The following is a 20,753-nucleotide window of genomic DNA, read 5'->3' on the forward strand; positions in this document are numbered from 1 at the left end:
CGCCGTGGCGCGCATCCCCCGTACAGGTGAGTTGAGACCTCTTCGAAACATGGCCCACTTGGCAGGCCCATGCGCGTCGACAAGTCACGTCCTGGCATTGGATCGCTCAACTACCTTCACTTCAAAGGAAGTTAGCATGTTTCGATCATGCAGAAACGTGCCTGTCAACGTGTGCATATGCGTCCGCGCTACCCCACCGCATGAGCCCTACTATCGGCTCGCCATGACAGCAGCAGGGAAGCACCAGGTGAGCCGGGCGGAGACCTCCCGCCGAGGCGGTCGGCCGGGCCGGGCGGGCATCAGAGACGTGGCCGCGGCAGCAGGGGTCTCCATCACAACCGTGTCCGACGCCCTCAACGGCAAGGGCCGGCTCCCGGACGCCACCCGACGCCATGTCCGCGAAGTCGCCGACCGGCTGGGCTATCGCCCGTCGGCCGCGGCCAGAACCCTCCGTACCGGCAGATCGGGCCTGATCGGCCTGACCGTGACCACGTACGGGGATGAACCTTTCACCTTCACCGAGTTCGCGTACTTCGCGGAGATGGCCAGAGCCGCGACCTCGGCCGCGCTCGCCCGGGGATACGCCCTCGTCATCCTCCCCGCGACCTCCCGCCACGACGTGTGGTCGAACGTGGCCCTGGACGGAACGGTGGTCATCGACCCGTCCGACCACGACCCGGTCGTCAGCGAACTGGTCCGCCAGGGGCTGCCGGTGGTCTCCGACGGCCGCCCCGCGGGATCGCTCCCGGTCACCGCCTGGGTGGACAACGACCACGAGGCCGCCGTCCTCGGCATCCTCGACCACCTGGCCGCCGCGGGCGCGCGCCGCATCGGCCTCCTCACCGGCACCACCACGGACACGTACACCCACCTCTCCACCACCGCCTACCTGCGCTGGTGCGAACGCGTGGGCCAGGATCCGGTGTACGAGGCCTATCCGGCGCACGATCCCTGCGCGGGCGCCGTCGCCGCCGACCGGCTCCTCGCCCGGCCCGACCGCCCGGACGCCGTCTACGGCCTCTTCGACCCGAACGGCACAGACCTGCTGGCCGCGGCCCGCCGCTACGGTCTGCGCGTACCCGAGGACCTGCTGCTCGTCTGCTGCAGCGAGTCCATGGTCTACGCCAACACCGAGCCGCCCGTCACGACGCTCTCCCTCAAACCGCGCAGAATCGGCACGGCCGTGGTCCAGCTGCTGATCGACGCGATCGAAGGGGTCGAATCGGACCAACCGGTCGAGCAGGTGATACCGACGGAGCTGATCGTGCGGACCTCGTCGCAGCGCCGCCCGTCCCGTACGACGGTCAGTCCGCCCCGATCGCCCGAATCGGGTTGACGCCCGTAGCCACGGAGCGGGGCGAGCCCCGCCCAATTCGGGCGAAAACCTCGGTGAACCGGGCTCCTGTTCCGATTCACCACCCCTGGGTCATCACATGGCGCGATCCGCATTCCTATGATGGGCGGACGACACCGCGGGCCGCTGCGACCAGGCAGTCCGAACCGGTGCAGATGCGGCGCGATGGTGGTGGAGGGGTCGATGACTCAGGGGGCCGGTCAGGGACCCGAGGCGGTGCGGACGGCGACGTTGCGCGACTTCCGGGTTCCCGGGTACGTCCACGAGACCGGTCCGTATGCGCAGAACCCGCCTCACGGCGAGAGCGCCGGACCGGTCGGGGAGAGTGCCCGGTACGCGGTGGGAGAGTCCCCGCCGTACGCGTCGATGGACTCCCCGGAGAAGTTCCCGGGGGAGTATCCCGAGGGGTACACCCCCACGCAGCGCGATCTGCCGGTCATCAATCGGGGTGACACCCTGCAGGTCGTCGTCGACCCGGCCCTCGCGGCCGCCACGGCGCCCGGCGCGGGTCCCGGTCCGCTGTTCGTCGTCGGCGACGTGCACGGCTACCTCGACCAGCTCGTCGCCGCGCTCCAGGAGAAGGGCCTGATCGACGCCGCGGGCAGTTGGTCGGCGGGTACGTCACGCCTGTGGTTCCTCGGCGACTTCACCGACCGCGGCCCGGACGGCATCGGCGTGATCGACCTCGTGATGCGCCTGTCCGCCGAGGCCGCCGCGGCCGGCGGCTACTGCAAGGCGCTGATGGGCAACCACGAGCTGCTGCTGCTGGGCGCCAGACGGTTCTCCGACACCCCCGTCAGCTCCGGCGCCGGCACCGCCACCTTCCAGGCCGCCTGGCTGCTCAACGGCGGCCAGAAGACCGACATGGACCGTCTCCAGGACCACCATCTCCAGTGGATGGCCCGCCTGGACGCCATGGAGCTGGTCGACGGACACCTTCTGGTGCACTCCGACACCACCGCCTACCTCGACTACGGCGACTCCATCGAGGCGGTCAACGACACCGTCCGCGAAACCCTCACGCGCAACGACGCGGACGAGTGCTGGGACCTCTTCCGCAAGTTCACCAAGCGCTTCGCCTTCCGCGACGACGGCGCGGAGGCCGTCCACGAACTGCTCGGCGTGTACGGCGGTTCGCGCGTCGTCCATGGTCACAGCCCCATTCCGTATCTGCTGGGCGAGGTCGGCGCGGAGGAGGGCGAGGACAGCGCGGGGCCGGTGGTCGAAGGGCCGCACCTCTACGCCGACGGGCTGGCCATCGCCATGGACGGCGGAGTGACCATGGCCGGAAAGCTGCTGGTGCAACAACTTCCGCTGGATATCTGATCGTTCGCCGGGCAGGTGTCCCCCGGGCCGACCCCGTCGGCCCGGGGGCAATTTCTGGAAAGCCCCTGTCACGGCGTGCCGTCGCCGCTCTACCATCGGCTTATCCGTAGCAGGCTCCCCTCCGTTTCTGCCCGACGGCTCGTCAGCGTGCGAGCCACCAGCCCTACGGAGCATCGGGGGATGCAGATGAACAGCGTTCCGCAGCACCTGCTGAACGAGGACCGCCAGGATTACGAGCGGATCCTCGATGAGGCGCTGCGCTCCGCACCACACCGCCCGGAACTCGCCGCTGTCGGTCAGCGGCTCAACCTCGAACAGCTGCGCACCATGGCGCTCAGCGCCACGGTCCTCATCACGACGGCCGCGGCGGACGAGTACGCGCGCTATGTGAAGGCCCGCGAGGAACTGCGCCGCCCGGCGCGGTCCGCGCAGGTCGTGAACGAGGACGTCGGCTCGGCGGAGTCGGGTACGACCGCGATGGGGCTCGCCACCACCGTCGGGGAGGTCACCGAGACAGCCGGGGCGGGCGCGGTCGCCGTCGTCGCGGTGCTCGCCCCCGTCCTCGCCGGGACGGCCGCGGCGATATTCCTGCTCGTGGGCTACGCCCTGAAGATGCTCGACCCCGAGCCGGCCATCGCCCAGACCCTTCTGACCACCGGATGGGTCTTCGGCGCGGTCACGGCGGCCGCGATCCTGGTCGCCGCGGCCGGACTGCTGCTGACCGCGTTGCGCAACGGCGCCTCCTCGCTCCAGGCCGGAACGAGCGGCGAACTGTCCGAACAGGTCACCCGGGCCAGGGAGGCCTGGCGCGATGCCCTGCTGGAGCGCGGCATTCTGCCGTTCTTCCAGGAGGCCCTGGCCGATCCGGGCTCGGCCGCACTGGGCCGGACCGCACCCGCGCCCAGCCGCATCCCCCATCTCGGATACGACCGGCCCGGGTTCACCAGCCCCGACGGCGGACCCGCCGCCGGCCCGCGGCCGAGCTTCTCCAGCCCCGACTTCACCAGCCCGGACTTCGGGGGGCCGGAACACCAGCCCGAGTGACCCGGTCGGACCGACCGCCGGGTCCGGGGGCCCGCGCCACCGTGCGGGCCCGCACGGCCGTTCCGCCGTTCCGCCGTGTGGCAACGCGTCTGTGCGGCTGAACGTCCTGTGGCCACGCGTCCGGGCAGTCGGCTGCGGGAGTTGAGCCGGTACGGGCCGGTGACGGGCCACGTACGGTCCGCACGGCCGGGAAGGGGCCCCTGGGTGCCGCCTCGGGGTGCCCCGACCCCGACGCCGTCCGTGGCCTCGCGGCGGCGTCCCTGCCCTGGTGACGGCGTTTCAGAGGATGCCCGACCGACGTGCCTCGCGCACCCACGACGGGAACTCGGACAGCAGCCGGTCGTAGAGCTCCGGATCCGGTACGTCGCCGATGTCGTCGACCGCGAAGAAACCGACGTTGTCGACGCGCCTGCCCGGCAGCGTGTCGAACCGCTCCAGCACGCCGTAGTTGGAACGGCCCAGGCCCACGAACTGCCAGAAGATCGGTTCGTCCACCGCCTCCATCAGCTCCTTCTCGATCTCCTTGTTGCGGTAGACACCACCGTCGGAGAAGAAGAGCACCAGCGTGGGATCGGCGGCCGGTCGCTCGCGGACGTACGCCCGGACCTCGGCGATCACCTTCTGCTCCTCGTTCTGGATGCCGACCGCCCGCATGTCCACCTGGCCCGGCAGCATCCCCTTCCGCGGCTTCCTGCTCCGCCGGAACAGGGTCAGTTCACCGACTCGGACATGACGCTCCAGCCACTCCGGCAGGTCTCCCACGGCGAGGTCCGGCAGCCGGGCGGGGTTCGACGCGAAGGTCCACGCCTGCATCTCCCCGTCGTCGTCCAGCTGGGCGGCCACCGCGGTCATCCGCTCCACGACATCGGCCACCACGCCCTTCGAGTACAGGAACGACATCGATCCGGAGGCGTCCAGGACCAGGACGACCCGGGCGGTGAGATCCACCGCCCCGTGCTTGCGCAGACTGACGGCCACCTGCTCCTTGCGCAGGGAGAGCCGCTTGCGCATGTCCACGGGCAACCGGTCCTCGCCCTTGACGAGGCGGGGGGCGGAGCCGACGGGCGGAACCGACGGGGGGACCGGTGCGTAAGGGGACGTGGGGGCGGACGGAGGCGTCGGGGCCGGCCAAGGCGTCATCGCGGGCGGCGGCGGAACGACGGGCGCGGGCGGAACAGGGGGCGCCGGTACTGGGGCCGCCGCCCCGGACGAGACGCTTCCGAAGGTACCCGCCGCGGGCACCGCGCCCCCGGGGACCGTGCCGGGGGCCGTGCTTCCGGAGGCACCCGGCTCCTCGTCCACACTGATCCCGAAGTCGGTGGCGAGGCCCGCCAGTCCTGAGTCGTACCCCTGGCCCACCGCGCGGAACTTCCACACGCCGCCTCGCAGGTAGAGCTCACCCCCGATGAACGCCGTCTCCGTCGTGGCCTCCATCTCGAAGAGCGCCAGCTCTTTTCCGGTCCCGGCGTCGAGCAGCGTCAGCCGCAGCCCCGAGAGCTGGCCGAAGGTGCCGCCGTCGGCGGAGGCGCCCAGGACGACCCGCTCGATGTCCGGTTCCAGCGCACGCAGATCCACTCCGACGGTGTCCGTCGTCCCTCCGCCGTCCGTCCGCTTCCCCAGGTGCCGCACGGCACCCGAGGCATGCCGCGGCTGGTTGTAGAAGACGAAGTCACCGTCGTTCCGCACCCGTCCGTCGGCACGGAGCAGCAGAGCCGAGGCGTCGGCGTCCGGCGCACCGGAACCCCCGGACCAGCCGAGCACGACCTGCACCTCCTCCGCGGCGACGGGAAGGTTGGCGCCCTTGCTCATCGATGTCGCTGTCATACGCCCAGTCTGCCCAGAGAACCCGGCGCAGGGACCGTCCGAGACGCGTACACCCCCGTCGGGCGGCGCTCGGTCCCCACTCGTCCACGTCGGACCGACCGCCCCTGCGAGCAGTCCGAGCACGGGCCCCGGGGCTGGCTGCCGGATCCGTGGGCCTGGCTGGTTTCCCGGAAGCCTGGTCCGCGCTCCCGGATCCAACACCCTGCTCGAAGCTCAGATCCTCAAGGACCTCGAAGGCCTCAAGGACGTCAGCGGCATCAAGGGAAGTCCGAGGCCGCGTCCGTCGCGGCGCGCACGAACTCGCGAACCCGCTCGGTGGTGTTGCCCTCCTTCCAGACCAGTCCCCGTTCGATCGGGCGCGCGTCGTGAAGGGGCACGTAGGCGACGTCGGGACGGGGGTAGTAGCGCCGGGAGTGCTCCCCGACCGGGAGGACGCCCTTGCCCATCGCGACCAGGGTCAGCATCTCGGAGAACGACCCGCCGACCGGGCCCCTGGGAACGGGCCTGCCCGAAGGCGTGCGGTCCGGAGTGCGGTCTTTCTTGAAACCCACCGAGGTCACCTCCGGGTACTGCACCACGGGGTGTTCCGCGAGCACTTCGACGGACACCCGGTCCGCGCCGGCCAGCGGATGACCGGCCGCCACGGCCAGGACCCGTCTCTCCGTCAGCAGCGCGGGCCCGCAGGCCATTCCGTCGAACGGGAACGAGGCGAGGAGGATGTCGACCGAACCGTCCACCAGACTCGCCCGGGAGTTGGACAGCTGTACCTCCCGCACGTCGACCCGGCAGTCGGGGTGCCGCTCGCCGAACAGTCCGACCGCCCTGAGCAGTGCCGGTGCCGTCCACTCGCCGAGGAAGGCGACCCGCAGCTCTCCTGTGACTCCGCGACCCGCGTCGACCGCCCGCCGCAGCGCCGTCTCCATCGCGGCGACCAGCGGTATCAGGTCGTCCGCCAGGTCACGGCCGATCCGGGTGAGCCGGACGGAACGGCTGTTACGTTCGAACAGCGGACTGCCCACCGTACGTTCGAGCTTCTTGATCACCTGGCTGACCCGCCCGGTCGTGACCAGCAACCGCTCGGCGGTCCTGCCGAAATGCAATTCCTCGGCCAGCGTCAGGAACGTCTCGATCTCCAGTCTCTCCAGCATGAAACCTCCGGCGTTAAATCTGGCTCAACGGTCGTCTCCCGATCCTGTCTTGATGGCGACCGTCCCGCAGCGGATCGTGGGAAGCGACCGGCCGGCCCCTCGGCACCACATCGACGAACCCCTCGTACACGCGAGCGCGCGGAACGCCCCGGCACTGCGGCGCTCGGTGCCGATCGCCCCTCCACCTCCCGAACGGAACCCACATGAGCGCCGTGGACATCACCTCCTACCTGAACGGGCTCGACGGCCCGCCGCACGACATCGGCGAGAGGCTCCGGCCCGTCATCGACTCGGTACTCCCCGACGGCTCCGGCGCGATCTGGCACGGCCATCCCACCTGGAGCCTCGGCGACCGGCCCGGTCGGACCCCGGTCTGTCTGCTCAAGGCCTACACGTCCCATGTCACCTTCGGCCTCTGGCGCGGCCAGGAGGTGGCCGATCCATCGGGCCGACTGGTCGCCGGAGCCCGGCAGATGGCCTCCGTGAAGCTCGGCCGTTCCGAAGACGTCGATCCCGCGCTGTTCAGCGAGTGGCTCCGGCACGCCGTCGCCCTGGAGGCGAAATGACCGCGCTGCGCGTGAAGGCCTTCGACCACCTGGTCCTCAACGTCGAGGACGTCGAGCGGTCCGTGGCCTTCTACACCGGACCGCTCGGCCTGGCCCCCGTACGCCTTGCCGAGTGGCGGGCCGGCCGGGCGCCCTTCCCCTCGGTGAGGGTCACCGAGGAAACCATCATCGACCTGGTGGGCAGTGCCCGGGGAGAGTCCAACGTGGACCACATCTGTCTCACCGTGGAGCCGCTGGACTGGGACGAGGTCATCGCGTCGGGATCCTTCACCGTGCTCGAGGGCCCGGTCGAACGCTTCGGCGCACGGGGCACCGCCACTTCGGTCTACGTCCAGGATCCCGACGGCAACACGGTGGAACTGCGCTGGTACCCGCAGGACATCCGTACCTGACCGGGCATGGCCGGGGCGTGACCGGCCATGGCCCGACCGAGGGCGGCGGTCCGGGAGGATCAGCACCCGGACCGCGCCCTGCGGAGTGGTTCAGTCGGCCAACGGCAGGTACACGCGGTTGCCCGCCTCCGCGAACTCCCGGGACTTCCGCAGCATGCCCTCGGAGATCTCCTCCGCGGAGGCACCCTCGGCCGCGTCACCGCCGAACCGCTCGTTGATGCTCTGGCTGATCTTCATCGAGCAGAACTTCGGCCCGCACATGGAGCAGAAGTGGGCCGTCTTGGCGGGCTCGGCCGGCAGCGTCTCGTCGTGGAACTCCCGTGCCGTGTCCGGATCGAGGGCCAGGTTGAACTGGTCCTCCCACCGGAACTCGAAGCGGGCGTCGGACAGCGCGTCGTCCCAGTCCTGCGCGCCTGGGTGCCCCTTCGCGAGGTCGGCCGCGTGGGCGGCGATCTTGTAGGTGATGACGCCGGTCTTGACGTCGTCACGATCGGGGAGGCCCAGGTGCTCCTTGGGCGTGACGTAGCAGAGCATCGCCGTGCCCCACCAGGCGATCATCGCGGCACCGATGCCGGAGGTGATGTGGTCGTACGCCGGCGCGATGTCCGTCGTCAGCGGACCGAGCGTATAGAACGGAGCTTCATCACAGATCTCCTGCTGAAGGTCGATGTTCTCCTTGATCTTGTGCATCGGGACATGTCCCGGGCCTTCGATCATCGTCTGTACGTGAAAACGCTTCGCGACCTTGTTGAGTTCCCCGAGCGTCCTCAACTCAGCGAACTGTGCGGGGTCGTTAGCGTCGGCGATGGAGCCCGGCCGCAGCCCGTCGCCGAGCGAGTAGGTGACGTCGTACGCGGCGAGGATCTCGCAGAGTTCCTCGAAGTTCTCGTACAGGAACGACTCCTGGTGATGCGCGAGGCACCAGGCCGCCATGATCGAGCCACCGCGCGAGACGATGCCGGTCTTGCGGTTCGCCGTGAGCGGCACGTACGCCAGGCGCACGCCCGCGTGGACCGTCATGTAGTCCACGCCCTGCTCGGCCTGCTCGACGACCGTGTCCTTGTAGATCTCCCAGGTCAGCTCCTCGGCTCGGCCGTCGACCTTCTCCAGCGCCTGGTAGAGCGGCACCGTGCCGATGGGAACCGGGGAGTTGCGCAGCACCCATTCGCGCGTGGTGTGGATGTTGCGGCCGGTCGACAGGTCCATGACCGTGTCGGCGCCCCAGCGGGTGGCCCACGCCATCTTGTCGACCTCCTCCTCGATGGAGGAGGTGACCGCGGAATTGCCGATGTTGGCGTTGACCTTCACCAGGAACCGTTTACCGATGATCATCGGCTCGATCTCGGGGTGATTGACGTTCGCGGGCAGTACCGCGCGGCCCGCGGCGATCTCCTGGCGCACGACTTCGGGGTCCACGTTCTCCCGGACCGCGACGAACTCCATCTCGGGAGTGATCTCACCACGCCGCGCGTAGGCGAGCTGGGTGACCGCCGTCCCGGCGCGCCCCCGGCGCGGCTGGCGGGGCCTTCCGGGAAACACCGCGTCGAGGTTGCGCAGTCCCCCGCGCGGGGCCGTGTGCTTGATCCCGTCGTCCTCGGGACGGGCGGGACGGCCCGCGTACTCCTCGGTGTCCCCGCGGGCGATGATCCAGTTCTCACGCAGCGGCATCAGGCCCCTGCGTACATCGGTGTCGACGGCCGGATCGGTGTACGGGCCGGAGGTGTCGTACAGCGTCACGGAGCGCCCGTTGGTGAGGTGCACCTGACGGACCGGCACCCGCAGATCGGGGCGCGTGCCCCCGACGTACGCCTTGTGCCAGCCGATGGACCTCCCCGTCTCCCCGCCGGGCGGCGGTGACGATGCTCCGTCCGTCTGACTGGAGGCAGGCGTGCGCATGTCTTTGTTGGTCATGAGACCTACTCCCTACGCCGGCATTACCCGGTAACAGGTTCAGCGGTCGACGCAGCGGATTCCGTTCGTCGATGTTTCATGTGAAACATCGCGAAGACGGAGGTCAGCGTCCTCTCAGCCCGGTGCTCCGAGCTCCCGCGTGTGCAAAGGTGGCTCTACGCTAGCCTCCGGGCTGGCGCGGTGAACAGAGGGCCCTTGACCTCCTTGCGATGATCGCTCGGTGACGACAACCCAGCAGCCCTCGTTCCCCCCCTCCGAGCCGCCACGTCGGCGTGGCTCCGACGACGGCCATGGACATGGCTCCGGCGAGGGGCGCGGGCCGGACGCGGGCGACGGTCACGGGCACAGCCCCGCTCCCGGCGGTGGACACGGGCACAGCCACAGTCACGGTCCCGCCGCGCCGGTCTCCAAACGTCTGCGCAAGGTCATCGCCGCGGTACTGATCCCCTTCGCGGCCGCGGTCGCGGTGGGTCTCGTGGTGCTCTGGCCCGGTGGAACCCCCGCTCACGAGCGGACCGGTGTCGGCTTCGACCGGCAGACCCAGCAGGCGACGGTCACAAAGATCGACAAGGTGGACTGCAAGTCGGTGAACGCCTCGGGGCAGGCCCCGGCGGGCGACACGTCCACCGCCGAGGGTTCCTCCGCCCGACAGCGGGCGAAGAGTGACTGCAAGAAGGCCACGGTCCGGATCGACACCGGCAAGGACGAGGGCCGCACGTTCACCGAGATCGTTCAGCCGGACCAGACACGGCAGTTGGAACAGGGCGAGAAGGTCGTCGTCGCGTACGAGCCCTCCGCCCCCAAGGACCTCCAGTACTCGGTCACGGACGCGAACCGGAAGCTGCCCCTGACCCTGCTGGCGGGGATCTTCGCCGTGGTCGTCGTAGTGGTCGGCCGGATGCGCGGCGTCATGGCGCTGATCGCCCTGGCCATCAGCTTCATGATCCTCAACTTCTTCATCCTGCCCGCGATCCTGCAGGGCTCGAACCCGTTGATCGTCGCCGTCGTCGGGTCCAGCGCGATCATGCTGATCGCGCTCTACATGTGTCACGGCCTGTCGGCCCGGACCTCCGTGGCGGTGGTCGGCACCCTGCTCTCGCTCGTGCTGATCGGCATCCTCGGCTCGGTCTTCATCGACTGGGCCGTGCTGACCGGCAACACCGACGACAGCACCGGCCTGATCCACGGTCTCTACCCGTCCATCGACATGAGCGGTCTTCTGCTGGCCGGAGTCATCATCGGTTCGCTCGGCGTGCTGGACGATGTGACGGTCACCCAGACCTCCGCGGTCTGGGAACTGCACGAGGCCAATCCCACTATGGGCCGGCGCGGCCTGTACCGCGCGGGCATCCGTATCGGCCGCGACCACATCGCGTCGGTCGTGAACACGCTCGTCCTGGCCTACGCCGGCGCCGCGCTGCCCCTGCTTCTGCTGTTCTCGATCGCTCAGAGCAGCGTGGGCACCGTCGCGAACAGCGAACTGGTCGCGGAGGAGATCGTGCGCACCCTGGTCGGCTCGATCGGCCTGGTCGCCGCGGTGCCGGTGACGACCGCGCTGGCCGCCCTCGTGGTCGCCGCGGACCGCGAGGGGTCCGTCGCCGGTCCGGTCGAGCCGGTCGGAGCCGGTACTCCCGCGCGGAGCGGGAAGGGCCGCCGCCGCAAGCGCTGAACCGTCCACCAGGAGCGCCGAACCCGTCCGGCGCTCAGGCCGCGGTGAGGAAGCGTTACTCCGCTCGGGGACGGCGGGGTTTCATCCCGCGCTCTGCTCCTCCGCCAGGATGCGGTCGAGCGCTTCGTCGAGGGATGTGTCGAAACCCGCGAGGGAGCGCTCCTGGCCGAGCGGCACCAACTTGTCCGTACGGTCGAGGAACGCGACGAGCGGCGCGGCACCGGACCTGAACAGCGCATGGTCTCCACCGACCTGAAGCCGGATCAGCACCTCACCGAACGTCTCCGGATCGGCCGGAGCGATGTGGACATCGCCGTCGCCGCAGGGCCTGCCCACCCCGTCGATCAGCAGTTCCCGCCCGAACGCCCAGGTCACGGGCGCGTCTCCGGGCAAGTGGAAGGTCAACCGCACGGCGTACGGATCACAGGTCTCGTATCGCAGCTCCACCGGAATGCGGAAAGACAGCTCCTCGGACACGAGGAAGCTCATCATGACCTCTGCCTGCACCGACTCGCGCATCGCCTACCCCGTCGTTTGCCCTCTACTGGCCAGGAATCATCCCCCTGACACTGCTGGAAATCTTGCTCAACGTGCACACCAGATCACAAGGAGTGAGTTTTCAGATACTGATAGAGATGGCGAGTGTCCCTAGCAGCCTGCCGATCTCGGTCTGCAACTTCCGCGCCGCGGGGAGCAGTCGGTCGACCTGGTGGGAGGGCAGGGAGAAGGCCATCGTCGCGGCCGTGCTGCCCGCTGTGATCGGGATCGCGGCACAGACCGTACCGAGCGCGTACTCCTGGCGCTCGACCACCGGTTCCATCCGCCCCGTCCGTTCCAGACGTCTCAGAAGTCGGTCCTTGTCACGCACCGTGTAAGGGGTGATCGACTTCACCGGGTAGCGGTCGAGGTGCTCGCGCCGGGACTTCTCGTCCAGCTGGGACAGCAGGCACTGGCCGATCGCATGGGCGTGCCCGGTCTCACGGAAGTCGGCCCATTCCACGACCGCGGGGTTCGCCGGGGAGTCGGCGACGCACATGACCTCGATCTCGCCCTCACGGTAGATCGCGTAGTACACGGGGGCCCCGATCGCGTCGCGCCACTGCCCGAGCATGTCGCTCACCGTGCTGCGACGTTTTTGCCGGGCTCCGCTGCTGCTGAGCCGCTCGGCGGCCTCGCCGAGGAAGAACAGGCCCCGGTCACGGCGCAGGTAGCCCTCGTGGACGAGGGTGCGCAGCAGGTGGTACGCGGTCGGCAGCGCGAGCCCGGCCTCCCGGGCGAGCTGCTTGGCCGGTGCGCCCTGCTCCCGTGAGGCGACGGCCTCCAGCAGTCGCATCGCGCGCTGCACCGAGCCGATCAGCGTGGTGGGGTGAGCATCCAGGGAGGCCGCCTCGGGCTCCGCCGGAGAGGCGCGGACGAGCCGTGCGGCTCCGGGGACCGTGGAGCGTTGACCGCGGGCCACCGACGGCTCCGCGCGTCCGGTGAGCCCGGCCGCCGGCAGGCCGCGGCGGGCGGGAGCCTGCGCGGTCGGAGTGCGCGGCGGTGTCGGTTCCCCGGGCGAAACCGGCGCGGTACGTGGAAGCGGCGGCTCACCCGGCGAGGAACGTGGCTGGACCGGTGGAACGCGTGCCGACGCGGGCGTGCCCGAGCGTCGGAAGGGTGGAGCGACGGATGGTGCGGGTGCGGTGTCAACCGTGGCCAAGGGGCACTCCCGAAGCGCGAGGAGGACCACCCGTGCGGGGAAACACGGGAGGGGGCTGTGCGCTGCCCGCGGGGGTCGGCCCCGCGTCGAATTCCGGACTTTAACCGTCGCCCGCCGCCGGCAGACGGCCTCACCGGAAAACTTCCCTCGGCCGAGGGAACCTTGGGTTCCCTTTCCCCTTTCGCCGTTACCTCTCGCGCACCCTCTCGCGCCTCACCAGTCGCTGCGCGAGGACGAACTCGACATGAACTTCCGGACGATGTAGATGAGCCCACCGACCAGCGCGACGAAGACGAGCAGCTTGAAGAGCAGACCGATGACGAAGCCGACGACGCTCGCTATGAGGCCCCCGAACACCACCAGGGCGATGACCGGCACCGCGACCCACTTCACCCACCACGGCATACCGTTGAAGATCTCCTGCATCGCCCTGTCCTTACCTCTCATCGCCCGTGGTCCCGACACCGGGACACTGATTCCGGGTTCTCTGATGTCTCGTATCCGATGCTATGGCGGACAGGGTGCCGTGCGGTGACCCCGCATCCCTTGTCCTCCCCTGACCGTCCCCCTAGGGAACCCTGAGACGGGGGTCAGCTCTCGGGCGGAGAGAACATCACCAGGACCCGCAGATCCTCCGTGATGTGGTGGAACTTGTGGGCGACGTCGGCGGGTACGTACACGACACTGCCCCGCGCCACCTGGGTGGTCTCCAGACCCACCGTGATCGACGCCCGCCCGCTCACCACGAAGTACACCTCGTCCTGGGCGTGCGGCTTCTGCGGGTCGAGCCCGCCCGCGTCGAGCGCGTACAGGCCGACCGACATGTTCCGCTCACGCAGGAACTGCAGGTAGGCACCATCGTTGGCGGCGCGTTCCGCCTCCAGTTCGTCCAGCCGGAATGCCTTCATCGCCCTCGTCCGCTCTCGTCCGCCCAAGGCCGTGTCCACAGCCCCTGTCTTGAAGTCGATCTCTTCTGCCACGATCAGACACATGAAGAATTTCGTAGTCAAGACGCTCGCCAACGCGGGGGCCCTGGCCGTCGCCGTCTGGCTGCTCGACAAGATCACCCTGACGGGCGACAGCACGGGCAAGAAGATAGGCACGCTCCTCGTCGTCGCACTGGTCTTCGGACTGGTCAACTTCCTGGTCAAGCCGATCGTGAAGGTACTGACCTTCCCGCTCTTCGTCCTCAGCCTCGGCCTGATCACCCTTGTGGTGAACGCCTTGATGCTGCTGCTGACCTCGTGGCTCGCGGACAAGCTCGACCTGAGCTTCCACGTGGACGGCTTCTGGACCGCCGTCCTGGGCGGCCTGATCATCTCCGTCGTCTCCTGGGCGCTCAATGTCGTCCTGCCCGACGGCGACAACGACTGAGGGAGTTCCATGCCCTACCGCGTCTGCTTCGTCTGCACGGGCAACATCTGCCGCTCCCCGATGGCCGAGTCCGTCTTCCGCGCCCACGTGGCGGAAGCGGGGCTCGACGAGCTGGTGGAGGTCGACAGCGCGGGTACGGACGGCTGGCACGAGGGCGACGGCGCCGATCGGCGCACCGTCGCGGTACTGGAGGCGGGCGGCTACGAGAGCGACCACGCGGCCCGGCGGTTCCGGGCTTCGTGGTTCTCCCGTCTCGACCTCGTGATCGCCCTCGACGCCAGCCATCTCAAGGCTCTGCGGCACCTCGCGACGACCGCCGAGGACGCGGGCAAGGTCCGGCTGCTGCGCTCGTACGATCCCGCCGCGGGCGACGAACTGGACGTCCCCGATCCGTATTACGGACAAATGGACGGCTTCGACACATGTCTTGAGATGGTGGAGGCGGCGAGCCCCGGACTGCTCGCCGCGGTACGGGAGCAAGTGGAGGGACGAGCGGTATGACGTCACGGGAATTCGGCACGGCGAGCCATGAGGGCGCGGGCCCGACGGGACAGAGCGAGGGCGCGCGCGCGGCCGAGCGGGGGGACGGCACGCGCGCGGTGCGCGCCGGGCTTCCCGAGCCCGTCAAGTACGAGCCCACTCTTCCCGGACCGGTCTTCGCCGCCCACTTCCATCTGCCGGGTGAACCCACCGGCCCGTACACCTACGGCCGCGACGAGAACCCGACCTGGACGCTCCTGGAGCGCGCCATCGGCGAGTTGGAGGCGCCGGGGCAGGACTCCGCCGAGACGCTCTCCTTCCCCTCGGGCATGGCCGCCGTCTCCGCGGTGCTGTTCTCCCAGGTGCGCGCCGGCGACGTCGTCGTCCTGCCCGACGACGGCTATCAGGTGCTTCCGCTCGTGCGTGAGCAGCTGACCGCGTTCGGCGTCGAGGTGCGTACGGCACCCACCGCGGGCGATGCCCAGCTGGAGGTGCTCGACGGCGCGAAGCTGCTGTGGATCGAGACGCCGTCCAACCCGGGTCTCGACGTCTGCGATCTGCGACGCCTCGTCGCCGCCGCGCACGCGCAGGGCACGCTCGTGGCCGTCGACAACACCCTGGCCACCCCGCTCGGACAGCGCCCGCTCGAGCTGGGCGCCGACTTCTCCGTGGCCAGCGGTACCAAGATGCTCACCGGACACGGCGACATCCTCCTCGGGTACGTCACCGGGCGGGACGCCGCGCTGATGGCTCCCGTACGACGCTGGCGCAAGGTCGTCGGCGCGATCCCCGGTCCGATGGAGGCCTGGCTCGCCCACCGCTCGCTCGCCACGCTCCAGTTGAGGGCCGACCGGCAGACCGCGAACGCCAGGACGATCGCCGAGGCCCTGCGGGATCGGCCCGAGGTGGCGGGACTCCGCTACCCGGGGCTGCCCGACGACCCCTCGCACAAGATCGCGTCGCAGCAGATGCGTCGCTTCGGATGCGTGGTGTCCTTCACCCTGCCCACGCGCGAGCGTGCGGAGCGGTTCCTCGACGCCCTGCGCCTGGTGGACGACGCCACCAGCTTCGGCGGGGTGCGGTCCACGGCCGAGCGGCGCGGCCGGTGGGGCGGGGACGCGGTCCCGGAAGGCTTCATCCGCTTCTCCGCCGGCGCGGAAGACCCGGAGGACCTGGTGGCGGACGTGCTGGGGGCCCTCGACGCATCCGCGGAGTGAAGGGGCGGTGGGGGCGGGATCAGCGCCCCCGCTACGCACAACGGACGGTCCGAGCCTCCCCCCTCGTGGCTCGGACCGCCCCGGTTCCGCGCGCGAAGAACCGCGCGAACAAGGCTAGTTGACTCTGTGTCAGTGTCCAATCACCGTAGCGACAGAGACCTATCGACTTATTTATAGTTGGGGCTCGCGCAGGGCGCTGAAAGGGGAGGGGCACCATGGACTTGGCCTTGCTGCGCACGTTCGTGACGGTGCACCGGTCCGGTTCCTTCACTCGCGCCGCCGCGTTGCTCGGGCTCTCGCAGCCGGCCGTCACCTCACAGATCCGCACACTGGAACGGCAATTGGGGCGGCCCCTGTTTCTGCGCCAGGCGCGCGGGGTGACCCCCACGACCATCGGCGACGAACTCGCCCACAAGGCGGCTCCGCATCTCGACGCCCTCGTGGAGATAGCCGAGACCGGTCTCGAAGAGGACTCCACCCTTCGTACGCTGCACCTCGCGGGTCCGCCGGAGTTCACCGCGGAGCGCGCCCTGCCGGCTCTCACGGAGCTGACCGGCGACGACGGCCAGGCTTTCGCGCTACGCGCGTCCTTCGGCAACGCCGAGGAGACGCTGGAAGGACTCGCCGCCGGACATCATGATCTGGCCATGACGACGGCCCGCCCCCGCGGTGCGCTCCTCACGGCGACTCCGCTCTGCGACGAAGAGCACGTCCTGGTCGCCGCTCCCCGCTGGGCGGCCGAAGTCGGCCCGGGCAAACTCCGCCGCAGAGGCGCTCACGCGCTCAAGGACCTCCCCATCGTCGAGGTCCACGAGTCGTTGCCGCTCGTCGCCCGCTACTGGGCTTCCGTCTTCGACTGCCGCCCGGCCGCCTCCGGCACGGTCGTCGTACCGGATCTGCGGGCCGTGCTCGCCTGCGCGTCCGCGGGCGCGGGCCTCGCCGTCCTGCCCAAGTACCTGTGCTCCGATGCCATCGAACGCGGAGACGTCGTGGCGCTCATGGACCCTGCGGTGCCCCCGCTGCGCACGTACTTCCTCGTGGTCCGGACCGGGACACTCGCGATGCCGCACATCGCCCGGGCGCACGAGTGGCTGCTTCGGGCGGCCGCCCGCTGGAGCTGAGACCGGCCCAGGGACGGAGCCGGGGGACAGGGCGGCGCCCCCTGCCGCCGAGGGAACACGGGCGGCCGTTCGGGCAACACGGTCGCCCGATTCCCCCGTTCTCCTGGAAGGGCTCCAGGGCGCCTCACACGGAATCGCCGTCGCGTGATGTTTCACGTGGAACCAACCGGGCCACATTTCTCCCATGACCGTCCGACCCGTGGTCAAGCGCACCGCCCGTGCCGTTCTGCTCGATGGTGACGACCTGATCTTGATCAAGCGCACGAAGCCCGGCGTCGATCCCTACTGGCTCACACCGGGTGGCGGAGTCGAACCCGAGGACACGACTGTCGTCGAGGCCCTGCATCGCGAGGTGCACGAGGAGCTCGGCGCCAAGATCATCGATGTGGTGCCCTGCTTCGTCGACACCGTCGAGCACATCGGTGACGACGGTGGTGCGACCGGCGTGAAGGTCCAGCACTTCTTCGTCTGCCGGCTGGAGTCCATGGACCCTGCTCTGCGCCATGGGCCTGAGATGGACGAGCCCTGCGGTGAGTACGAGATCGTCCGTGTCCCGTTCACCCGGGTCGGGATCGCCTCTGTCCACCTCGTCCCGCTCTCGCTGAGGCACTACCTCGACGGCAACATCGAGGGCGTACGAGCCATGCACGCACCCGACCTGGGCTGACCCGGACAAGCGTCGCCGTCGGTCAGTCACCTGCCGCGACGAGTTCCTCCACCGAGTCGTGACGGATGCGGTCCGACGGGATACCCAGGTCCGTGAGCGTGTCGAAACCGCTGCGGATCATGCCGGGCGGGCCCGAGAGATAGGCGTCGTACTCGTTCCAGGGCCCGTACTCGCGTACGACGTCCGGCAGCTGGAGATGGGCTCGGCGGTCGACGACAGGCCGCACCGCAAGCCAGGGATGGCTCTGCTGGAGACGCAGCATGGTGTCGATGTCGTAGAGGTCGTGATCGGTGCGAGCCCCGTAGAAGACCTCCACCGGGCGGCGCGCTCCGTGTTCGGCGACATCCTCCACCAGAGCCTTGATGGGGGCGATGCCGGTGCCGCCCCCCAGACAGAGCAGGCCGCTGTCCGTGGTGTGATCGACGGTCATCGAGCCGGACGGCGGCCCGAGCCGGATGACATCACCGGGCCGCGCACGGTGCACCAGCGCGTTGGAGACCCAGCCCGCCGGAACCGCCTTCACATGGAACGTCAGCAGCCCGTCCGCGCGGGACGCCGAGGCGAACGAGTAGTGCCGCCAGATCCGTGGCCACCACGGTGTCTCCAGGCTCGTGTACTGCCCCGCGAGGAACGGGTACGGCTGGTCGGGCCGGACCGTGATGACCGCGACGTCCGTCGTCCTGAGATCGTGGGACACCACCTCGGCGTGCCACCAGGCCGGAGCGCACAGCTCGTCGGCGGCCGCCGCGTCGATCATGACCTGGGAGATCGTCGTGTACGTGCGGACCCAGGCCGCCTCCGTCTCGGCGTCCCAGACCGCGGAGGCGTAGCGGCTGAGCGAGCCGAGGAGGCACTCCCCGACGGCCGGGTAGTGCTCGGGCCGGGTTCCGTACTTCCGGTGTCCACGGCCGAGGTTCTGCAGATACGCGACGAGGACCTCGGTGTTGTCGACGTGCTCGGCGGCGGTGAGCAACGCCTTGAGGAGCCGGTCCCGCTGGGTGTCCATCGCGGCGGGGAACAGCGAGCGCAGTTCCGGATGGCGCACGAAGAGCAGTGCGTAGAAGTAGGAGGTGACCTTGTCGGCGATCTCGCCCACCGCGGCCATGGTCCGGCGGATCAGCACGGCGTCGGGGGACGCCTGGGGCGCGGACGGGAGCCACCCTGCCGTCACAGGCGCGCCTGGGCCACCGTCAGACCCCGGAGAGCCGCGGTGAGGCTGCACGGACCCGTACTCGGGCGCGGAGGACCGCAAGGGCCGTGAGGAACCGAACTCCGGCCGGTCTCCGGAGCCGGACCGCGCTCGGAGGGCTTCGTGAGCGGGTTCGGGCTCGAGGTGGCGCGCCTCGGACCGTACGGGCGGATGGGACCGCGCCTGGAGCGGTACCGGCTCGGCCGCGGTAGGCCACATTCCGGCGGGTGCGGCCTCGTGCGGGCGTAGCTGCGGGAGCGGAGTCCCGTGATCCTGCATCTCCGCGGGGGCCGGCCCGAGGAAGACCGGTGCCGTTCCCGGCGGCATCGTGGTCACGTCTACGACCGGGGATATTCGTTCCTGCCCGGGCGCCCCTTGCTCAGGGACGCCCGGGCCCGGTTCCTCACTCGCCACCGTGGACCGGCCGACCGGGCGCATCGCGGCCAGTCGGCGGCCGCCCGACGGTCCCTGGTCACCGCTGGAGGTCGGCGTCTCCTTGTGCGGTGTGAACCAACCGCTCCCGCCGTTGCCGCTTGAGGTGCCGTTGTCGGCCGACGCGGTGGTCGGAGCGTCCATGGTCTGCCTCGCCTCGAACATCTTTCGCTCGGTCTGCGCACACCCGCAGCCGGAAGACGCGTGCTTCCCCCGCGGACGGCTTGCCCTCTTTCCCGGTTCGGTTCCTGCCGGCCCGACGCGGCCACTTCGGAGCCGGGATTTTCCACCCTTCACGGATGAGCAAGGAGAGAACGGGACATTGGCCGCAGTGCTCTGACCGAGCATCCCACTCCGGATCGACACCCGACCGCATTACGGAAAATGCGGGTTTTCGATCTTTCGATCCGGTTAGGCTTCCTGACCTCTGTTGCCGGTCGTCCGTTTCGCCCAGGCGTGTGCGCATCACGACGACCTGAACCGGAGTCGGTCGTATCGCCGGCGGTTCTCGGCGCAATGGGGCCACTTCCACCGGGCCGAACAGACACGGGACCGGCGTACCGGTCGCCTCGATTACCTTGCCTCGCGCACCAATTGGTAGGCGTCGCGCAGGTCCAGTCCCACGTAGGCGTGACTGGCGAGGCCGCTCACATGCCGATCCGCGTTGACCGCGACGGATACCGGCACGACGCCGAACAGATCCTTGTCCGAGAGGGAGTCGCCATAAGCGACACAGTCGCTTCGCCCCACCCCGAACTCATCGCAGAGCCGATCCGCTATCTCCACCTTGGCCGCTGCGTTGAGTACGCCCGCCGGGTCCACCGGTTCCACGAACGGGACGGCGGGAAAACGTGAGCCATGCGCCGCGTGGGCGCCCCAGGACAACAGTCGCTCCACAAAGAACGAGGGTGACAGAGAGACGACGGCGCAGTAATCGCCGTTCCCCCGGATCTCCCTCCAGACATCCTCGATTCCCGACATCCACGGAGCGCCGTCGAATGCCGCCGCCACATGCGCTTCGGTGAGTTCCGTCCACAGGGCGCGCACGTGCGCCGCGTACTCCGGAGGTCCGATGGCCCCTGCGGAAATGGCCCTTTCGAGCTCCATGGTCTCGGCTTCCAGCCCCAGCTGCCGGGAGATCTCCAAGGGCGCGGTGCTGCCGTGGAGCAAAGTCCCGTCCAGGTCGAAGAGATGCAGTCTCGCCATGTCAGCCGAGGCTACTGGAGCGCCGGCCACGCGGCGGCCGAGGTTTCACGTGAAACAGATGCCCGCGGCTCGGCCGCCCAGGGCATGGCCGGATGCGGGTGGCACGACCGGGAAAACGGTGGACGGCAGTGACT

The 20,753-nt window shown here is 69.5% G+C and carries 20 protein-coding genes and 1 riboswitch; of the genes, 11 read left to right on the forward strand and 9 right to left on the reverse strand.

What is annotated here, in order from left to right; translation table 11 throughout:
• The first annotated feature begins 223 nt into the window (after positions 1 to 223).
• From ACFYW7_RS11705 to ACFYW7_RS11715, 3 genes are all read left to right on the forward strand, one after another.
• On the forward strand, positions 224 to 1,336 hold the full coding sequence (locus tag ACFYW7_RS11705; RefSeq protein ID WP_389500707.1) for a LacI family DNA-binding transcriptional regulator: 1,113 nt from the start codon (positions 224 to 226) through the stop codon (positions 1,334 to 1,336).
• 201 nt (positions 1,337 to 1,537) lie between these two features.
• Positions 1,538 to 2,680, forward strand: a complete 1,143-nt coding sequence (locus ACFYW7_RS11710) for a metallophosphoesterase (protein ID WP_389500709.1) — start codon at positions 1,538 to 1,540, stop codon at positions 2,678 to 2,680.
• Between the two features lie 180 nt (positions 2,681 to 2,860).
• Positions 2,861 to 3,724, forward strand: a complete 864-nt coding sequence (locus tag ACFYW7_RS11715) for a hypothetical protein (RefSeq protein WP_389500711.1) — start codon at positions 2,861 to 2,863, stop codon at positions 3,722 to 3,724.
• A 279-nt stretch (positions 3,725 to 4,003) separates the two neighbouring features.
• Here ACFYW7_RS11715 and ACFYW7_RS11720 read toward each other — a convergent pair whose 3' ends face one another.
• Entirely contained in the window at positions 4,004 to 5,548 is a 1,545-nt protein-coding gene (locus tag ACFYW7_RS11720; RefSeq protein WP_389500713.1) for a VWA domain-containing protein, read from the reverse strand.
• A gap of 257 nt (positions 5,549 to 5,805) precedes the next feature.
• A complete protein-coding gene (locus tag ACFYW7_RS11725) occupies positions 5,806 to 6,696 on the reverse strand; it encodes a LysR family transcriptional regulator (RefSeq protein ID WP_389500715.1) in 891 nt (296 codons plus the stop codon).
• Between the two features lie 203 nt (positions 6,697 to 6,899).
• Between ACFYW7_RS11725 and ACFYW7_RS11730 the strand changes: the two genes are divergently transcribed.
• Together ACFYW7_RS11730 and ACFYW7_RS11735 are read left to right on the forward strand one after the other, a co-directional pair.
• Positions 6,900 to 7,262: a DUF1801 domain-containing protein gene (locus ACFYW7_RS11730; RefSeq protein WP_389500717.1), complete on the forward strand. Its 363-nt coding sequence runs from the start codon at positions 6,900 to 6,902 to the stop codon at positions 7,260 to 7,262.
• Complete coding sequence (locus tag ACFYW7_RS11735) at positions 7,259 to 7,654, forward strand: VOC family protein (RefSeq protein ID WP_389500719.1); 396 nt, start codon at positions 7,259 to 7,261, stop codon at positions 7,652 to 7,654. The genes ACFYW7_RS11730 and ACFYW7_RS11735 overlap by 4 nt, the downstream gene beginning before the upstream one ends.
• Positions 7,655 to 7,744: 90 nt before the next feature.
• On the opposite strand, the gene thiC is transcribed toward ACFYW7_RS11735, so the two are convergent.
• Complete coding sequence (gene thiC, locus ACFYW7_RS11740) at positions 7,745 to 9,565, reverse strand: phosphomethylpyrimidine synthase ThiC (RefSeq protein ID WP_389500721.1); 1,821 nt, start codon at positions 9,563 to 9,565, stop codon at positions 7,745 to 7,747.
• Positions 9,558 to 9,714: riboswitch (TPP riboswitch) on the reverse strand. Its footprint overlaps the gene before it by 8 nt.
• A gap of 71 nt (positions 9,715 to 9,785) precedes the next feature.
• Here thiC and ACFYW7_RS11745 point away from each other — a divergent pair.
• A complete protein-coding gene (locus tag ACFYW7_RS11745; RefSeq protein ID WP_389500723.1) occupies positions 9,786 to 11,234 on the forward strand; it encodes a YibE/F family protein in 1,449 nt (482 codons plus the stop codon).
• An 81-nt stretch (positions 11,235 to 11,315) separates the two neighbouring features.
• Here ACFYW7_RS11745 and ACFYW7_RS11750 read toward each other — a convergent pair whose 3' ends face one another.
• The 4 genes from ACFYW7_RS11750 to ACFYW7_RS11765 form a co-directional block, all read right to left on the reverse strand.
• The gene (locus ACFYW7_RS11750) at positions 11,316 to 11,753 is read right to left on the reverse strand and encodes an SsgA family sporulation/cell division regulator (protein WP_389500725.1); all 438 of its coding nucleotides are present in this window, start codon (positions 11,751 to 11,753) and stop codon (positions 11,316 to 11,318) included.
• A 100-nt stretch (positions 11,754 to 11,853) separates the two neighbouring features.
• Positions 11,854 to 12,612, reverse strand: coding sequence for an IclR family transcriptional regulator (locus ACFYW7_RS11755; protein ID WP_389501625.1), 759 nt, complete (start codon positions 12,610 to 12,612; stop codon positions 11,854 to 11,856).
• Positions 12,613 to 13,146: 534 nt separating this feature from the next.
• A complete protein-coding gene (locus ACFYW7_RS11760; RefSeq protein WP_389500727.1) occupies positions 13,147 to 13,359 on the reverse strand; it encodes a DUF5326 family protein in 213 nt (70 codons plus the stop codon).
• A 164-nt stretch (positions 13,360 to 13,523) separates the two neighbouring features.
• Positions 13,524 to 13,841: a cupin domain-containing protein gene (locus ACFYW7_RS11765; protein ID WP_389501628.1), complete on the reverse strand. Its 318-nt coding sequence runs from the start codon at positions 13,839 to 13,841 to the stop codon at positions 13,524 to 13,526.
• 82 nt (positions 13,842 to 13,923) lie between these two features.
• Between ACFYW7_RS11765 and ACFYW7_RS11770 the strand changes: the two genes are divergently transcribed.
• From ACFYW7_RS11770 to ACFYW7_RS11790, 5 genes are all read left to right on the forward strand, one after another.
• Positions 13,924 to 14,307 (forward strand): phage holin family protein, encoded by a 384-nt coding sequence (locus ACFYW7_RS11770; RefSeq protein ID WP_389500729.1) that lies wholly within the window; start codon positions 13,924 to 13,926, stop codon positions 14,305 to 14,307.
• A 9-nt stretch (positions 14,308 to 14,316) separates the two neighbouring features.
• On the forward strand, positions 14,317 to 14,808 hold the full coding sequence (locus ACFYW7_RS11775) for a low molecular weight protein-tyrosine-phosphatase (protein ID WP_389500731.1): 492 nt from the start codon (positions 14,317 to 14,319) through the stop codon (positions 14,806 to 14,808).
• The gene (locus ACFYW7_RS11780; RefSeq protein WP_389500734.1) at positions 14,805 to 16,004 is read left to right on the forward strand and encodes a cystathionine gamma-lyase; all 1,200 of its coding nucleotides are present in this window, start codon (positions 14,805 to 14,807) and stop codon (positions 16,002 to 16,004) included. The genes ACFYW7_RS11775 and ACFYW7_RS11780 overlap by 4 nt, the downstream gene beginning before the upstream one ends.
• A 215-nt stretch (positions 16,005 to 16,219) precedes the next feature.
• On the forward strand, positions 16,220 to 17,125 hold the full coding sequence (locus ACFYW7_RS11785; RefSeq protein WP_389500737.1) for a LysR family transcriptional regulator: 906 nt from the start codon (positions 16,220 to 16,222) through the stop codon (positions 17,123 to 17,125).
• Between the two features lie 184 nt (positions 17,126 to 17,309).
• The gene (locus ACFYW7_RS11790) at positions 17,310 to 17,792 is read left to right on the forward strand and encodes an NUDIX domain-containing protein (RefSeq protein WP_389500739.1); all 483 of its coding nucleotides are present in this window, start codon (positions 17,310 to 17,312) and stop codon (positions 17,790 to 17,792) included.
• A 22-nt stretch (positions 17,793 to 17,814) separates the two neighbouring features.
• On the opposite strand, the gene ACFYW7_RS11795 is transcribed toward ACFYW7_RS11790, so the two are convergent.
• Entirely contained in the window at positions 17,815 to 19,578 is a 1,764-nt protein-coding gene (locus ACFYW7_RS11795; RefSeq protein WP_389500741.1) for a globin domain-containing protein, read from the reverse strand.
• Between the two features lie 408 nt (positions 19,579 to 19,986).
• On the reverse strand, positions 19,987 to 20,619 hold the full coding sequence (locus ACFYW7_RS11800) for an HAD family hydrolase (protein ID WP_389500743.1): 633 nt from the start codon (positions 20,617 to 20,619) through the stop codon (positions 19,987 to 19,989).
• Positions 20,620 to 20,753 lie beyond the last annotated feature (134 nt).

Origin of the sequence: Streptomyces sp. NPDC002580 (assembly GCF_042889485.1) — a bacterium.
In the GTDB taxonomy this organism is placed as follows: Bacteria; Actinomycetota; Actinomycetes; order Streptomycetales; family Streptomycetaceae; genus Streptomyces.

Bases quoted from the DNA above. Each gene is read 5' to 3' on its own strand.
- ACFYW7_RS11800 (WP_389500743.1), bottom strand. From the start codon at position 20,619: ATGGCGAGACTGCATCTCTTCGACCTGGACGGGACTTTGCTCCACGGC.
- ACFYW7_RS11770 (WP_389500729.1), top strand. From the start codon at position 13,924: ATGAAGAATTTCGTAGTCAAGACGCTCGCCAACGCGGGGGCCCTGGCC.
- thiC (WP_389500721.1), bottom strand. From the start codon at position 9,565: ATGACCAACAAAGACATGCGCACGCCTGCCTCCAGTCAGACGGACGGA.
- ACFYW7_RS11765 (WP_389501628.1), bottom strand. From the start codon at position 13,841: ATGAAGGCATTCCGGCTGGACGAACTGGAGGCGGAACGCGCCGCCAAC.
- ACFYW7_RS11715 (WP_389500711.1), top strand. From the start codon at position 2,861: ATGCAGATGAACAGCGTTCCGCAGCACCTGCTGAACGAGGACCGCCAG.
- ACFYW7_RS11705 (WP_389500707.1), top strand. From the start codon at position 224: ATGACAGCAGCAGGGAAGCACCAGGTGAGCCGGGCGGAGACCTCCCGC.
- ACFYW7_RS11775 (WP_389500731.1), top strand. From the start codon at position 14,317: ATGCCCTACCGCGTCTGCTTCGTCTGCACGGGCAACATCTGCCGCTCC.
- ACFYW7_RS11720 (WP_389500713.1), bottom strand. From the start codon at position 5,548: ATGACAGCGACATCGATGAGCAAGGGCGCCAACCTTCCCGTCGCCGCG.
- ACFYW7_RS11735 (WP_389500719.1), top strand. From the start codon at position 7,259: ATGACCGCGCTGCGCGTGAAGGCCTTCGACCACCTGGTCCTCAACGTC.
- ACFYW7_RS11725 (WP_389500715.1), bottom strand. From the start codon at position 6,696: ATGCTGGAGAGACTGGAGATCGAGACGTTCCTGACGCTGGCCGAGGAA.
- ACFYW7_RS11780 (WP_389500734.1), top strand. From the start codon at position 14,805: ATGACGTCACGGGAATTCGGCACGGCGAGCCATGAGGGCGCGGGCCCG.
- ACFYW7_RS11790 (WP_389500739.1), top strand. From the start codon at position 17,310: ATGACCGTCCGACCCGTGGTCAAGCGCACCGCCCGTGCCGTTCTGCTC.
- ACFYW7_RS11785 (WP_389500737.1), top strand. From the start codon at position 16,220: ATGGACTTGGCCTTGCTGCGCACGTTCGTGACGGTGCACCGGTCCGGT.
- ACFYW7_RS11795 (WP_389500741.1), bottom strand. From the start codon at position 19,578: ATGTTCGAGGCGAGGCAGACCATGGACGCTCCGACCACCGCGTCGGCC.
- ACFYW7_RS11760 (WP_389500727.1), bottom strand. From the start codon at position 13,359: ATGCAGGAGATCTTCAACGGTATGCCGTGGTGGGTGAAGTGGGTCGCG.
- ACFYW7_RS11710 (WP_389500709.1), top strand. From the start codon at position 1,538: ATGACTCAGGGGGCCGGTCAGGGACCCGAGGCGGTGCGGACGGCGACG.
- ACFYW7_RS11730 (WP_389500717.1), top strand. From the start codon at position 6,900: ATGAGCGCCGTGGACATCACCTCCTACCTGAACGGGCTCGACGGCCCG.
- ACFYW7_RS11750 (WP_389500725.1), bottom strand. From the start codon at position 11,753: ATGCGCGAGTCGGTGCAGGCAGAGGTCATGATGAGCTTCCTCGTGTCC.